This window comes from Geodermatophilus nigrescens, assembly GCF_900129495.1.
Taxonomy (GTDB): Bacteria; Actinomycetota; Actinomycetes; order Mycobacteriales; family Geodermatophilaceae; genus Geodermatophilus; species Geodermatophilus nigrescens.
This window is the reverse complement of record NZ_FQVX01000001.1, coordinates 647984-662543: the sequence shown is the minus strand read 5'-3', so window position 1 is coordinate 662543 and position 14560 is coordinate 647984. Positions and strand designations below refer to the sequence as shown.

Annotated in this window: 12 protein-coding genes; 5 read left to right on the top strand and 7 right to left on the bottom strand. The window is 75.0% G+C overall.

Annotation, left to right across the window (positions count from 1 at the left end):
* Nucleotides 1-20: 20 nt before the first annotated feature.
* Together BUE37_RS03160 and eno are read right to left on the bottom strand one after the other, a co-directional pair.
* The gene (locus tag BUE37_RS03160) at nt 21-554 is read right to left on the bottom strand and encodes an FtsB family cell division protein (RefSeq protein WP_073418608.1); all 534 of its coding nucleotides are present in this window, start codon (nt 552-554) and stop codon (nt 21-23) included.
* A 4-nt stretch (nt 555-558) separates the two neighbouring features.
* Complete coding sequence (gene eno / locus BUE37_RS03155) at nt 559-1839, bottom strand: phosphopyruvate hydratase (protein WP_073418607.1); 1281 nt, start codon at nt 1837-1839, stop codon at nt 559-561.
* Nucleotides 1840-2008: 169 nt separating this feature from the next.
* Between eno and BUE37_RS03150 the strand changes: the two genes are divergently transcribed.
* From BUE37_RS03150 to BUE37_RS23605, 3 genes are all read left to right on the top strand, one after another.
* Entirely contained in the window at nt 2009-2650 is a 642-nt protein-coding gene (locus tag BUE37_RS03150) for a hypothetical protein (RefSeq protein WP_245794264.1), read from the top strand.
* A 175-nt stretch (nt 2651-2825) separates the two neighbouring features.
* A complete protein-coding gene (locus BUE37_RS03145) occupies nt 2826-4163 on the top strand; it encodes a glycosyltransferase family 2 protein (RefSeq protein ID WP_073418606.1) in 1338 nt (445 codons plus the stop codon).
* 2 nt (nt 4164-4165) lie between these two features.
* Complete coding sequence (locus BUE37_RS23605) at nt 4166-4321, top strand: hypothetical protein (protein ID WP_175562777.1); 156 nt, start codon at nt 4166-4168, stop codon at nt 4319-4321.
* A gap of 39 nt (nt 4322-4360) precedes the next feature.
* Here BUE37_RS23605 and BUE37_RS03140 read toward each other — a convergent pair whose 3' ends face one another.
* From BUE37_RS03140 to mfd, 3 genes are read right to left on the bottom strand one after another with little or no spacing between them, the layout of a single operon-like run.
* A complete protein-coding gene (locus BUE37_RS03140; protein WP_073418605.1) occupies nt 4361-5269 on the bottom strand; it encodes a nucleoside triphosphate pyrophosphohydrolase in 909 nt (302 codons plus the stop codon).
* A gap of 4 nt (nt 5270-5273) precedes the next feature.
* Nucleotides 5274-6278 carry a SurA N-terminal domain-containing protein gene (locus BUE37_RS03135; protein WP_073418604.1) on the bottom strand — a complete coding sequence of 335 codons (1005 nt, stop codon included), beginning with the start codon at nt 6276-6278 and terminating at the stop codon, nt 5274-5276.
* 56 nt (nt 6279-6334) lie between these two features.
* Complete coding sequence (mfd, locus tag BUE37_RS03130; RefSeq protein ID WP_139252803.1) at nt 6335-9874, bottom strand: transcription-repair coupling factor; 3540 nt, start codon at nt 9872-9874, stop codon at nt 6335-6337.
* Between the two features lie 283 nt (nt 9875-10157).
* Between mfd and BUE37_RS03125 the strand changes: the two genes are divergently transcribed.
* Nucleotides 10158-11069 carry a WecB/TagA/CpsF family glycosyltransferase gene (locus BUE37_RS03125; RefSeq protein ID WP_073418603.1) on the top strand — a complete coding sequence of 304 codons (912 nt, stop codon included), beginning with the start codon at nt 10158-10160 and terminating at the stop codon, nt 11067-11069.
* Nucleotides 11066-12265 (top strand): glycosyltransferase, encoded by a 1200-nt coding sequence (locus BUE37_RS03120; RefSeq protein WP_217651103.1) that lies wholly within the window; start codon nt 11066-11068, stop codon nt 12263-12265. Before BUE37_RS03125 ends, BUE37_RS03120 begins: the two co-directional genes overlap by 4 nt.
* A gap of 37 nt (nt 12266-12302) precedes the next feature.
* Here the strand turns inward: BUE37_RS03120 and BUE37_RS03115 are convergent, their stop codons facing one another.
* On the bottom strand, nt 12303-13169 hold the full coding sequence (locus tag BUE37_RS03115; protein WP_073418602.1) for a YveK family protein: 867 nt from the start codon (nt 13167-13169) through the stop codon (nt 12303-12305).
* A 3-nt stretch (nt 13170-13172) separates the two neighbouring features.
* A complete protein-coding gene (locus BUE37_RS03110; protein ID WP_139252802.1) occupies nt 13173-14504 on the bottom strand; it encodes an O-antigen ligase family protein in 1332 nt (443 codons plus the stop codon).
* Between the last annotated feature and the right edge of the window lie 56 nt (nt 14505-14560).

Genomic DNA, 14560 nt, shown 5'->3' with positions numbered 1-14560 from the left:
CTGGGGGGCAGCGGGTTCCTTCATCCGTCGGCTTCCGCGACGGAGCCGAGCAGCTGCTCGTACCAGGGCCGCGCGGCGGCGGACGTGTCGGGCAGCGTGCCGGCGTCGCCCTCGGCCACCGCGCCGTCGACGACGACCACCAGCCGGTCGCCGGGCAGCACGTAGGACAGCCGCTCGCGGGCCTGCTGCGCCGTCCAGTCGGGGTCGGACTGCCGGTCCAGCTGCCCCTCGAGCTCGGCGATGCGCTCGTCGAGGTCGGTGCTCTCCGCGGCGAGCCGGGCGAGCTCGGCCCGGCCGTCCAGCCACTGGCGCACCGGACCGGCGAGGGTGAGCGCCAGCAGCAGGAGCACGCCGACCAGCACGACGCCGCGCCCGGTGACCAGCGGCCGCCGGGTCGAGGCGGTGCGGGCCGCCGGGCGCGGGGTGCGCCGGCCCTGGCGGCGGGCGTCGGGACGGCTGCCCGCGCCCGACCGCGTCCCGGCCGGGACCGGCCGGGACGCGGCGTGCGAGAGCGGGCGGCCGGTCGAGCGCCGCCTCCCCGTACCGGCGCTCACCCGGTCAGGAGGTCCGCAGGCGCGGGAAGGCCGCCGCGCCGGCGTAGCGCGCGGCGTCGTCGAGCTCCTCCTCGATGCGCAGCAGCTGGTTGTACTTGGCCACCCGCTCGCTGCGGGCCGGGGCACCGGTCTTGATCTGCCCGCAGTCGGTGGCGACGGCGAGGTCGGCGATCGTGGTGTCCTCGGTCTCGCCCGAGCGGTGGCTCATCATGCTGCGGTAGCCGCTGCGGTGCGCCAGGTTCACGGCGTCGAGCGTCTCGGTCAGCGTGCCGATCTGGTTGACCTTGACCAGCAGCGCGTTGGCGGCGCCGCGGGAGATGCCGTCGGCCAGGCGCGCGGGGTTGGTGACGAACAGGTCGTCGCCGACGATCTGGACGCGGTCGCCGAGGGCCTGGGTCATGGCGACCCAGCCGTCCCAGTCCTCCTCCGAGAGCGGGTCCTCGATGGAGACGATCGGGTAGGCGTCGACGAGCTCGCGGTAGTAGTCGACGAGGAACTCGGCCGACCGGGTCTGGCCCTCGAAGTCGTAGCCGCCCTCGCCGTGGAACTCGGTGGCGGCGACGTCGAGCGCGAACCCGATGTCGGTGCCTAGCGAGTAGCCGGCCTTCTCGACGGCCTCGGCGATCAGGTCGAGCGCGGCGCGGTTGGTGGGCAGGTCGGGGGCGAAGCCGCCCTCGTCGCCGAGGCCGGTGGACAGGCCGCGGCCCTTCAGCACGGACTTGAGCGCGTGGTAGCACTCGGCACCGGTGGACAGCGCCTCGGCGAAGGTGGCCGCGCCGATCGGCGCGATCATGAACTCCTGGACGTCGACGTTGCTGTCGGCGTGGGCGCCGCCGTTGAGGATGTTCATCATCGGCACCGGCAGCAGGTGCGCCGAGGGCCCGCCCACATAGCGGAACAGCGGCAGGCCGGTGGAGTCGGCGGCGGCGCGGGCGACGGCGAGGCTGACCCCGAGGATCGCGTTGGCGCCCAGGCGGGACTTGTCCGGCGTGCCGTCGAGGTCGATCAGCCGCTGGTCGACCAGGCGCTGCTCGGTGGCCTCGTAGCCGACGAGCTCGGGGCCGATGACGTCGAGGACGCCGTCGACGGCCTTGGTGACGCCCTTGCCGCCGTAGCGCTCTCCACCGTCGCGCAGCTCCACCGCCTCGAAGGCGCCGGTGGAGGCGCCGCTCGGGACCGCCGCGCGGGCGATCGTCCCGTCGTCGAGGGCGACCTCGACCTCCACGGTGGGGTTACCGCGCGAGTCCAGGATCTCCCGCGCGCCTACGGCATCGATGCTCGGCACGGGGAGCAGCCTAGCGACGGCCGGGGGCGCACCCGTCCGCGGCGCGTGGCTGCGGCGGACCTGTCACCAGATGGTCACGGCGCGGTCACGGAGCGACTCCGCCGGAACCGGTCCGGCGCTAATCTCGGGCCTCGGGCGCCTCCCCGCGCCCACACCGTCGGAGGACCCGATGACCGAGCGCCGGCAGGACCCGACCCCCGTCGACACGGACCCCGGGGCGGGTGCGTCCGTCCTCGGCTTCCCGGCGGAGCCGCCCGGGGACGACGACGCCGGCGACCTCGAGCCGGTCCCGGACGGCGCCGAGGTGGCCGGTGTCGCGGCGCGCCCGGGACTGGCCTACGTGCGGCACCCCGACGTCGCCGGCGGGGTGCTCCTGCTGCTGGCGGGCGTGGCCGGGGCGGCGAGCGCCTGGCTGCCCTGGGAGCAGGGCCGGGAGACGACCGGCCTGGACCTCGTGGTGCGCGCGGTCGGCGCGGCCCGGGAGGGGGCGGCCGAGCTCGGGCGCACCGGCCTGTGGCAGCCGGGGGCGGTGGCGGCCGGGAGCGCCGTGCTCGTCGTCCTCGGGCTCCTGCTGCTCCGCCCGGCGCGGGGCCACCGGGTGTCGGGGGTGCTGGCGCTGGCGGTCGCGCTGGGCGTGGCCGCCGCGGTCGCCGGCCGGCTGGTCGACGCCGGCGGGGACGCCGCCTCGCTCGGCCCGGGCGTCTGGTGCGCCGCCGCGGTGGCCGGCCTCGGCCTGCTCGGCGCACTCAAGGCCATGCTCACCGCGCCGCGGGTCACCGCCGTGCCCGACGCACCGCTCGCCGTCGGCTGACCGGCCCGCCCTCCCTCGCGCTCCGTCACCGCCGGTCCGGTCGCGTCACCCGCACAAGATCGTGCACGACCCGTTGGGGTGAGGCGCGTCCCTGGAGCGGGGTCGGCCGGGTCCCCGGCCCCGCACACTCGGCCGGCGCCCGCCCGTCCGCGGTGGCGCGAGGAGGGGGACCCGCGTGACCGCCAGCCCGACGCTCGAGCGGCTCGACGGCGCCGACGTCCGGGCCGGCGAGCCGCAGGTGCACGTCGTCGCGCTGGACGCGGTGACCGCTCCGACCACGGCCCTCCCCCGCGAGCCCTACGTCACCGTGCTCGTACCGGCGCACGACGAGGCCGACCAGATCGCCGCCACCCTCGCGGGCCTGCGGCGTCAGACGCTGCCGCCGGCGCGGGTGGTCGTCGTCGCGGACAACTGCTCCGACGAGACCGTCGCCATCGCCCGGGCGGCCGGCGCCGAGGTGTTCGAGACCGTCGGCAACACCGACAAGAAGGCCGGCGCGCTCAACCAGGCGTGGGCGCTGCGCTTCCGCCGGGTGGCCGAGGGCGAGCGCCGCGGAGGCGAGCGCAGGGCGGCCGACCGGCGTACCGGGACCGGCGTCACCGCCGGCCCCGAGCGCCGCACGGGCGGCCGGCGCACGGCGGCCGACCGCCGCGACGGCGCCGCCGACCGGCGCGGCGCGACCACCGGCCGGCCCGACGCCGCCGACGACGACCTCGTGCTCGTCCAGGACGCCGACTCCTCGCTGGACGAGGGCTTCCTCGAGGGCGCCGCGCACCACGTCCTGCGGGACGACCGGATGGGCGCGGTGGGCGGCACGTTCCGCGGCGATCCCGGCGGCGGCCTGGTCGGGCACCTGCAGCGCAACGAGTACGCCCGCTACGCCCGCGACGTGCGCCGGCTGCAGGGCAAGTGCCTCGTCGTCACCGGCACGGCCGCGATGTTCCGGGCGGCGACCCTGCGGCGGATCTCCGAGGCGCGCCTGGACGGCCGGGTGCCGCGCGGCGACGGCCGCGGCGGCATCTACGACACCACCGTCCTCACCGAGGACAACGAGCTGACCTTCGCGATCCTGCACCTGGGGTACCAGGTGCTCAGCCCGAAGGAGTGCACGCTCACCACCGAGGTCATGCCGACCTGGCGGGCGCTGTGGAACCAGCGGCTGCGGTGGAAGCGCGGCGCCATCGAGAACTGCGTGCAGTACGGCGTCACCCGCATCACGTGGCGCTACTGGGGCCGGCAGCTGCTCACCCTCGCCGGCGTCCTCATCACGTTCCTGTACCTCGGGTCGCTCGCGGTGTCCCTGATCGGGTCCGGGCACGTCCGGGTGCAGCCGTTCTGGCTCGCGGTGACCGGCGTCTTCGTCCTCGAGCGGGTCATCACCGTCCGCGACCGCGGGTGGAGGCACATGCTCGCCGCGGCCACGATGTACGAGCTCCTCTACGACGTCTTCCTGCAGTTCGTGCACGCCCGCGCCTACCTCGACGCGGCCCTCCGTCGTGAGAGGAGGTGGTAGAGGTGTACGACAACCCCGCGGCTCCCCTGGCGGCCGGCGGCACCGGATCGGTGCTCGCCTACACCGGCTTCGGCAGCATCTGGCTGGCTCTCGCGGCCTTCGCGCTCATCGCGGTCGGCACGGCGCTCCTGCGCATCGTGCCGCGCAAGCAGGGCTGACCCCCGGGCCCGGTGACGACGTCGTCACCGGGCCCGCGCTCACTCCCCGGCCCGCTCGCGGCGGCGGGCCTCGGCGTCGAGCTCGCCGGCGTAGCGGCGGACGGCCTCGCGGAGGGCGTCCTCGGCGTCCCAGCCGCGCTGCTCCGCGGCGGTGACGACGGCCAGCAGCCGCTCCCCCAGCTCCTCCGGCGACGCCGACCCCAGGTCGGCCGCCTCCGGCACCGGGAACCCGGCCCGCCCGGCCCGGCGCACCAGCGCGGCGCCCCACGCGGCGGCCGGCTGCGAGCGCGAGACCCCCTCGGTCGGCGAGCGCCGCTGCTTCTCCGCCTTCTTGATCTCCTCCCACCCGGCCTCGACGCCCGCCACGTCGCGGGGGCCGGCGTCGCCGAACACGTGCGGGTGGCGGCGGACGAGCTTGTCCACCAGTTCACCGGCGACGTCGTCGACGTCGAACCGGCGGCCGGGGTCGGCCTCGGCGGCCACCCGGGCGTGGAAGACGACCTGCAGCAGCACGTCGCCGAGCTCCTCGCGCATGGCCACCGGGTCGTCGTCGACGATCGCGTCGTAGGCCTCGTGCGCCTCCTCGAGCAGGTAGCCGCGCAGCGAGGAGTGCGTCTGCTCGGCGTCCCAGGGGCAGCCGCCGGGCGAGCGCAGCCGGTCCATGACGGCGACGACGTCGAGCAGCCGGGCGCCGGGCGGCTCGGGCGCTCCGTCGACGACGGGCCGGCCGGCCACCTCCCCCGGCGCGGCGAGGCAGGCGACGTCGGCGTCGAGGGCGGCGGCGTCCGTGGCGTCGGTGACGTCCCACCCGGCGGCGCGCAGCACCTCGGCGGTGGCCGCGGCGCCGGGCAGCGCGGCCACCCGGCGGCCGGCGAGCGCGGCCCAGCCGGCAGGGCCGAGCAGCCCGGGGAGCCGCGGGCTGACCGTGACGACGACGGCCGGGGGCACCGGGTCAGCCCTCACCGGTGGCGGGCGCCGGAGCGCCGGCTTCGGTGCCGGCCTCGTCCAGCAGCTGGACGACGCCGCCGTCGGCCTCCTGCACGACGTCGTCCTCGAGGGTGCCGTAGCGGGGGTTGACGGTCACCGACAGCTCGTCCTGCACCTCGCCGACGACGGCGGCGCCGGCCTCCTCCACCCCGTTGGCGGCCTGGCTCTCGAGGTCGGGCCGGGCCTCCTCGAAGGTGGGCGTGGTGCGGGTGGCGACGAAGACGACGACCACGCCGTCGACGCCGGGGACCGTGGTGGTGAAGCCGGTGCCCGGCGCGGCCGCGGTGATGCCCTGCGCGAGCGGGCCGCTGACCTCCGACACCGGCGTGCTCTCCACCTGCGGGAGCGAGTTCTGCCCGGGGAAGCGGGCGGCGACCGCCGGGTAGGAGGCGGGCGCGGCGGTCAGCTCGGCGACGGCGGCGTCGGCGGCGGCCTGGTCGGGGACGACGAAGTAGCCGACCTCGGCCTGCTCCAGGCCGGCGCGCGCCTCCTCGTAGCGGGCGCGCAGCGCGGCCTCCGACAGCGCGTCGCCCTGGCCGGTGGCCTGGCCGAGCTCGCGGCGCAGCAGCTGCTGGCGGGCGCTCTCCCGGACGTCCTCGCGCGAGTAGCCCTGCCCGGCGGCCTGGGCGTAGAGCGACTCCTCGTCCTGGCCGCCGAGCGCCTGCGTGATGAACGCGCCGAGCTCGGCGTCGGTGACCTCGACGTCGTACTCCTCGGCGGCCGCGGCGTAGACCCGCTCGCGGACGAGCAGCGTGAGCACCTGGCGGGTGTAGTCGGCGCCCCCTCCCCCGGCCGCCTCGGCGATGGCCGGGTCGGCGAGGCGGTCGTCGACGGCCGACCGCAGCTCGGCGACGGTCACCTGCTCGTCGCCGACGTAGGCGGCCACGGACGGCGAGGTCCGGCAGCCGGCCACGGGGACGGCGACGGTCACGAGCCCCAGGACGAGGGCGGCGGGACGGCGGATGCGCACGCCCGCAGGCTGCCACATGCGCTGTGACGGCCGTCGCAGGACGCGGCGCCCCGCTGTCAGCTCGCCGCGGCCACCGGCTGCTCGATCACCGCGCGCAGCAGCGAGTGCAGGTGCTCGAGCAGGGCGACGTCGCGCAGCGGCGTCCGCCGGTCGGGACCGACGGGCACCTTCAGCGAGATCGTCTCGACGGCCGACTTGTACGTGGCGCCGTCGGCGAGCCGGGCCAGCCGCATCTGCTGCGACTCCCGCAACGGCACCGGCGACACCCGGATGACGCGGCCCTGCAGCGACACCTCGGTGATCCCGAGCGCCCGCACCGCGGCGCGGAAGCGCGCCACCGCCAGCAGGTTGAGCACCGGCGCCGGCGGGGTGCCGTAGCGGTCGGTGAGCTCGTCGAGGACGGCCTGCGCCTGGTCGTCGTCCTGCACGCTCGCGACCTTGCGGTAGGCCTCCATGCGCAGCCGCTCGCCGGGCACGTAGTCGTGCGGCAGGTGGGCGTCGACGGGCAGGTCCACGCGCACCTCGACCGGCTCGACGGGCGCGGCCTCGCCGGTGACCTGGGCGCGGTAGTCGGCCACCGCCTCGCCGACCAGCCGGACGTAGAGGTCGAAGCCGACGCCGGCGATGTGCCCGGACTGCTCGCCACCGAGCAGGTTGCCCGAGCCGCGGATCTCGAGGTCCTTCATCGCGACCGCCATGCCGGCGCCGAGGTCGGTGTTGTGCGCGATCGTCGTCAGCCGGTCGACCGAGGTCTCGGTCAGCGGCCGCGACGGGTCGTAGGTGAAGTAGGCGTAGGCGCGCTCGCGGCCACGCCCGACGCGGCCGCGGATCTGGTGCAGCTGGGAGAGGCCGAAGGTGTCGGCGCGGTCGACGATCAGGGTGTTGGCGTTGGGGATGTCCAGCCCCGACTCGACGATCGTCGTCGCGACCAGGACGTCGTACTCCTTCTCCCAGAAGCCGACCATGATCCGCTCGAGCTCGTGCTCCTTCATCTGGCCGTGGCCGACGGCGACGCGGGCCTCGGGCACCAGGTTGCGGATCTTCGCCGCGGCCTTGTCGATCGACTGCACGCGGTTGTGGATGACGAAGACCTGGCCGTCGCGCAGCAGCTCCCGGCGGATCGCCGCGGCCATCTGCTTGTCGTCCCACGCGCCCACGTAGGTGAGGACGGGGTGCCGCTCCTCGGGTGGGGTGAGGATCGTCGACATCTCGCGGATGCCGGTCAGGCTCATCTCCAGCGTGCGCGGGATCGGGGTGGCCGACATCGACAGGACGTCGACCGCCGTCCGCATCGTCTTCAGGTACTCCTTGTGCTCGACGCCGAAGCGCTGCTCCTCGTCGACGATGACCAGCCCGAGGTCCTTGAACCGGGTGGTCGGCTGCAGCAGCCGGTGGGTGCCCACGAGGACGTCGACCTCGCCGGCGGCGAGCTGGCGCAGGGTCTCGGTGCTCTCGGCCTCGGACTGGAACCGGGACAGCACCTTCACCGTCACCGGGAACTGCGCCATGCGCTCGGAGAACGTCTTGAAGTGCTGGTTGGCGAGCAGCGTCGTCGGTACGAGGACGGCGACCTGCTTGCCGTCCTGCACCGCCTTGAACGCGGCGCGGACGGCGATCTCGGTCTTCCCGTAGCCCACGTCGCCGCAGATGATCCGGTCCATCGGCACGGGGTTCTGCATGTCCGACTTGACCTCGTCGATGGCGGCGAGCTGGTCGGGCGTCTCCTGGAACGGGAATGCGTCCTCGAGCTCGCGCTGCCAGACGGTGTCCGGGCCGAAGGCGTGACCCTTGGTCGCCATGCGCGCGGAGTAGAGGCGGATCAGCTCGGCGGCGATCTGCTTGACCGCGCGGCGGGCCTGACCCTTGGTCTTCTGCCAGTCGGCGCCGCCGAGCTTGGACAGCGCCGGCTGCTCCCCGCCGACGTAACGGGTGAGCTGGTCGAGGGAGTCGGTGGGCACGAACAGCCGGTCCGGCGGCTGGTTCCGCTTGCCCGGGGCGTACTCGACGATGAGGTAGTCGCGCTGCCCGCCGTGCACGGTGCGGCTGACCATCTCGATGTAGCGGCCGATGCCGTGGTGCTCGTGGACGACGAGGTCGCCGGGCTGCAGCTGCACCAGGTCGACGGCGTTGCGGCGGCGCGCGGGCATCTTCTGTGCGTCGCGCATCGTGGTGCCGCGCTGGCCGGTGAGGTCGTGCTCGGTGACCAGCGCGAGCTTCACGCCGGGGAAGGCGAACCCGGACTCGAGGTTGCCCTGGGTGATGGAGGCCAGCCCGGCGTCGGGGGCGGACTCCAGGCCGGGCACCAGCCGCACGCCGAGCTCGGCGGCGCCGAACTGGTCGGCGGCGCGCTGGGCCGGACCGGGGCCGGCGAAGGTCAGCACGACGCGCCAGCCCTCGCGGGTCCAGTCGCGCAGGGTGCCGACCGCACGGTCGAGGTCGCCGCTGAAGCGCTCGACGGTCGTGGCCTCCAGCGCGGCCGCGTCGTCGTCGAGGTCGCCCAGGGTGAACGCGCCGGTGGTCCACCAGGGCAGGCCGCGGCCGCGGGCGGCGGCCTCGACGTCCTCCAGCGCCCGGAACGACGAGGCCCCGAGGTCCAGCGGCGCCTCGCCGGCCTCCGCGGCGGTCGCCCAGGAGGCGGCGAGGAACTCCTCGGCGGTGCGGACGAGGTCGGCGGCGCGGCTGCGCACCCGCTCGGGGTCGGCGACCAGGACGTGGGTGCCGGCGGGCACGAGGTCGGTGAGCAGCTGCAGCTGCCCCTCGACCAGCGCGGGGGTCAGCGACTCCATGCCCTCGACGGCGATGCCCTCGGCCAGCTTGCCGAGCATCTCGGCGAGGCCGGGGTGCTCCGCCGCGAGCTCCGCGGCGCGGGCGCGGACGGCGTCGGTGAGCAGCAGCTCGCGGCACGGCGGGGCCCACAGCCGCTCGGGCCGGTCGTCGAGGGAGCGCTGGTCGGCGGCGGAGAAGTACCGCAGCTCGTCGACCTCGTCGCCCCAGAACTCGACGCGGACGGGGTGCGGCTCGGTGGGCGGGAAGACGTCGAGCAGGCCGCCGCGGACGGCGAACTCGCCGCGCTTCTCGACCAGCTCGACGCGGGTGTAGGCGGCGTCGGCCAGCGCGCGGGCGACGTCGTCGAGCTCGGCGGTGTCGCCCGGCCTCAGCTCCACGGGCACGAGGTCGCCGAGGCCCGGCGCGAGCGGCTGCAGCACGCTGCGGACGGGCGCGACCAGCACGTCGACCGTGCCGTTCTGGCCGGGGTTCGTGAGGTCGCGGAGCACGGCCAGCCGGCGGCCGACGGTGTCCGCGCGCGGGGAGAGCCGCTCGTGCGGCAGCGTCTCCCACGCCGGGAAGGTCTCCACCCGGCGGCCGGGGAGGAAGCAGCGCAGCAGGTCGGCGGCGACGTCGGCGTCGCGCTCGCCGGTGGTGACCAGCAGGACCGGGACGCCGGCCCCGGGCGCCTGCGCGGCCAGCGCGGCCGCGACCAGCGGCTGCACCGGCGGCGGCGCGGGGACGGCGAGCTCGGCCGACCCCGCGGCGGCCACCACGCGGGCCATGCCGGGATCGCTGAGGACGACGTCGAGCACGCCGCGCAGGCTCACGGGGACTTCCTCCTGGGGACGACGGCCCGCGCAAGGTGCCGCCGAGTGCGGCGCAGGCCCCCTCCCAGGCTAGACGCCGCTCGGGTGCGTCGCCTGCGGCGGAGAACGATGAGCGTTCATCACGGAGGGTCAACACATCGGACTGCATCTGTGCAGTTCAACGCGGCGAGCGGCTGCCCTGTGATCACCGTCTCGTGACTCTCCGCGAGGACACGCGACCGCGACTCCCCGCCGCGTCGATGGAGTGACACCAGCCCTGGACGCGCCGACACGCTCTGGCGGCATGACGAGCGTCAGCATCCCCACTCCCCGGAGCGACCTCGACCAGAGCACCGAGGTCCTCGACGCTGCCATCGCCGCGACGGTCCGCTCGTGCACCGTCGGTGGCGCGGGCATCGCGGCCCTGACGGAGGCCGCCGTGGTGGAGCAGATGGTCGCCGGCTGGGCGCACGACGAAGGTGGCTGGATCGTCACCGTCAACGTGGACATCCTGCGCAGGGTGGCTCGTGATCCCGACCTCGCACGGCTGGTGGCATCGGCCACGATCGCCGTGGCCGACGGCATGCCGCTGGTGTGGGCGTCGCGCCTGGCCGGCGATCCCCTGCCCGAACGCGTCACCGGGGCGTCCCTGGTCGGGACGCTGGCCGAGGCCGCGGCCCTGACCGGTCACTCGATCTACCTCCTCGGCGGCGATCCCGGGGTCCCGGAGGCCGCGGCGACCGCGCTCACGGAGCGCTTCCCCGGCACCGTCGTGGCGGGGACCGACTCCCCGCCCTACGGGTTCGACCGGGACGAGGACCAGCTCGCCGCGGTGGTCGACCGCGTCGTCGCGGCCCGTCCGGACCTGGTCCTCGTCGGACTGGGCTTCCCCAAGCAGGAGCGGCTCATCACGCTCCTCCGTCCCCTGCTGCCGGAGGCCTGGCTGCTCGGCTGTGGGGCCGGCATCCCCTTCGCCGCCGGCCAGTTCCGGAGGGCTCCGGGGCTCGTCCAGCGGATGGGCGCCGAGTGGGTGCACCGACTCGTGCTGGAGCCGCGGCGGCTGGCGCGGCGGTACCTCGTCGAGGACCTCCCGTTCGCCCTGGACCTGCTGACCCGCGCGGCCGCCCTCGGGTTCGCCACCCGTCCCGCCCCGGTCCCTCGGATCCCGTCGGCGCGGGCGCCCCTGTCCGACGGGCCCGAAGCGGTGCGACGGTGAGACGCCGCCCGGCGTCCCACCCCGGTGCCGGGCCCGACTACGTCTGCTTCGCGGCCCAGGACTGGTGGTACCACAACCAGGCCCACTCGGACTTCCAGCTCATGCGCTCGGTGGCCCGCGAGCGGAAGGTCCTGGTGGTCAACAGCATCGGCATGCGGATGCCGCGTCCCGGTGTCAGCACGCACGTGACCCGCCGGCTGGCCCGCAAGCTCCGCAGCGTGGCCCGGCTGGTCCGCCGCCCGCTGCCCGACCTGCCGGGCTTCCACGTCGTCTCCCCACTCCCCCTGCCCTTCTACGGCTCCGAACGGGCCCGGCGATGGGGTGCACTCGCCGTGCGCGCCCAGGTCCGCGCGACGATGTGGTGGCTCGGCATGCGCGATCCGGTGGTCGTCGTGACGGTGCCGACCGCCTGGGACGTGGTCCGCCCGATGCGCCGCAGCTCCCTGGTCTTCAACCGGTCGGACCGGCACTCGGCGTTCCCCGAGGCCGACACGCGTTCCATCGCCGCCCTGGAGAACCAGCTGCTGCAGAACGCCGACCACGTCCTCTACGTCAGCCGCGCGCTGATGCAAGAGGAGGAGCCCCACACCGGCCCACGCCGGCACTTCCTGGACCACGGCGTCGACGTCGGTCACTTCCGGCGGCGGCCACACGAGGAGTGGCCGGCCGACATCCGGGACGTCCCGGGGCCGCGCATCGGCTTCTACGGCGCCCTCGACGACTTCGTCGTCGACTTCGACCTGCTCGAGCGCCTGGCGGCCGAGCTGCCCGAGGCCTCTCTGGTGCTCATCGGTGACGCGAACCACCCGATGGGCCGCTTCGACCGCTACCCGAACGTGCACTGGCTCGGCCCGCGGCCGTACGAGTCGATCCCGGCCTACGGCTCGGCGTTCGACGTGGCGGTCATGCCGTGGCAGGACAACACCTGGATCGCGCACGCCAACCCGATCAAGCTCAAGGAGTACCTGGCCCTCGGGCTGCCGGTGGTGAGCACGGACTTCGCCGAACTCGCCGACTACCGCGACCGGGTGCGGGTCGCCCACACGCCGGACGACTTCGTGGCGGCGGTCCGCCGGACGCTCGCCGACGGCGGCCCGTCGACGCCGGAGGCCCGGCGACGGTCCGTCCTGGGCTGCTCGTGGGACTCCCGCGCCTCCACGCTGATCGAGCGCGCCGAGGTCCCGACCCGGATCTGAGCAGGAGGACGACGCCGGCAGCTCGGCCGGAGGCCGTCTAGCCGTCCGCCCGTGCCCCGGCCGGCTGCGGCCGCCGGTCCGGTGCGACGGGCTCGTCCTCGCGGGAGTCGAGCCGCGCCGGTGACGGAGCGGGGACCTCGACGGCCGGCTCCGGCCGGGGCCCGGGGACCGCGGCGGTCACCGGGACGTCGGTCCGGGGCGCCACGACCGACGCGGACGACTCGGTCCCGTCGTCCTCGGGAGCCTCGTGGCGCCCCTTGCGGGCCTCCTCGCGTCGCAGTGCCGAACGACCCTCGGCGATCGAGATGGCGGCGAACAGCAGGATGACACCGGCGCCCACGATGCCGACCAGCGAGCGGATCGTGCCCGAGACGACGACGTGCCCGGGCGTCGGCTCGGCCACGGGCAGCGGCTTGATGAGCGCGCTCTCGTCCGCGTCGTAGACCTTCTGCAGTGCGACCAGCTCGGCCTCCATGCGGGCGCTGACGAGAGCCAGGGTCGTCTCGGCCTCCGCGGCACTGGAGCCCGTGCCCACCAGGTCCACGATCTGGGCGGAGGTCGGGGACGGGCCGATCGTGTAGCCGGCGTCCGCGCCCTGGGCGACCAACGCCTCGCGCACCGTCCCTCCACCGACACGGGCCGACAGGACCTGACCCACCGTGCCCTCGTTGGCGAACCGCAGGTACGGGTTGTTGCGGTTGATCCCCGCGAGCGTGGGGTCCCGCTCGATCTGGGCGTCGCTCGGGGCTGGGGCGGGGTTCACGAGCACGAAGGAGGCGCGCGCCTCGTAGTCACGCGGCATGACGAGGAGCAACCAGGCGCTGGCGACGCCCGTGAGCACCACGACCAGGGCCGTCACGAGCCAGTGGCGCCGGATCGAGCGCAGGATGGCGAAGATGTCCACGGGTCAGTCTCCTCGGGAGGCTTCGGGTTCGGTGGGCTCGAGCGCGTCAGCCTCGCGGCGCGAGAGCACCCAGCACGCACCCGCGCACCCGGTCACCAGCGCCTGCACACCGACGAACATGTTGAACGAGAAGGCGTCGAAGGTCGCGGCGCAGACCGCCCCGGCCAGGCCGGCACCGGCCAGCGCAGCCGCGACCGCCCGCAGGTCCGGATCGCGAGAGCGGAGCCGAGCGCCGAGCGCGGTCAGCACCGGGACCGTGAGGAAGACCAGCAGTCCGGTCATGCCGACCAGGCCCAGCTCGATCGCGCTCTTCAGGAACTGGTTGTCCAGGACCGCCAGGAGGTCGGCCGGCAGGTAGGTCCCGCCACCCAGCCCCGTCCACGGGTGCTCGGCGACCAACCGCGCCACCAGGGGGTAGTCCTCGAGCCGACTCGACACCGAGGTGTCGGCGCTCCCCGCACCGATGAACTCCGCGAGCGTCCGCAGATAGCCCGGCCGGGCGATCCCGATGGCGAAGGCACTGGCCGGCAACAGCACCAGCGCGGTGACCCGCGGCCGCGCCGGCAGGCAGAGCACCAGGACCACCGACGACACGAGCGCGGCCAGGACCGCCGAACGCGAGACCGAGGCGGGGATGGCCAGGCCGATCAGCAGCACGGGGAGCCACCGCGAGATGCCGTTGCGCGGCCGGTCGTGGACGGCGAGCACGATGGCCAGCGGGAGCAGCATGCCGGCCACGACGCCCAGCTCGATGGGGTGCATCGCGGTGCCGAACACCCGCTGGAGTGCGCCGCGGGCCTGCCAGACGCTCAGCGTGCCGTCGACCGAGAAGCCCGGCAGCAGCCGGCGGATCGGACCGCTCAGGTCGAGGGTGAACAACCACTGCAGGACGGCGACGAACGCGCAGAACGCGGCCCCGTACACCGCCATCCGCAGGACCGTCATCAGGTTGGCGAGGCGTCCGAGGCCCTCGGCCGCCACGAGGACCACGCCCGCCGTCCCGGCCAGCATCATGATCCAGCGATCGGCCGCCAGCTGCTGCGTGGCGTCCAGGCCGTGGAAGGGCGTCAGCGCCCAGCACGCCAGGCCGGTGACGGCGAAGTAGGCCAGGGCTGCACGGGTCGGGTGACGGACCGCGAGCGGGTCGTGCGCTCCCACCAGCGTCGATGCGACCCAGAGGAAGAACAGCGTGAGGGCGAGCAGGCCGGCCACGTAGCCCTGGCCCCCGACGACCCTCAGCACCAGGTCGGACGGGAAGACGAACAGCGTGATCGCGTAGGCGCTGAGCAACAGCGTGGCCTGCCGCTCGCGGACCCGGACCGGGGATGCCGGCATGACGTCCACCCGGGCACGACGACGGGCACCGGTGGATGCGGCAGCGAGCGCGGTCG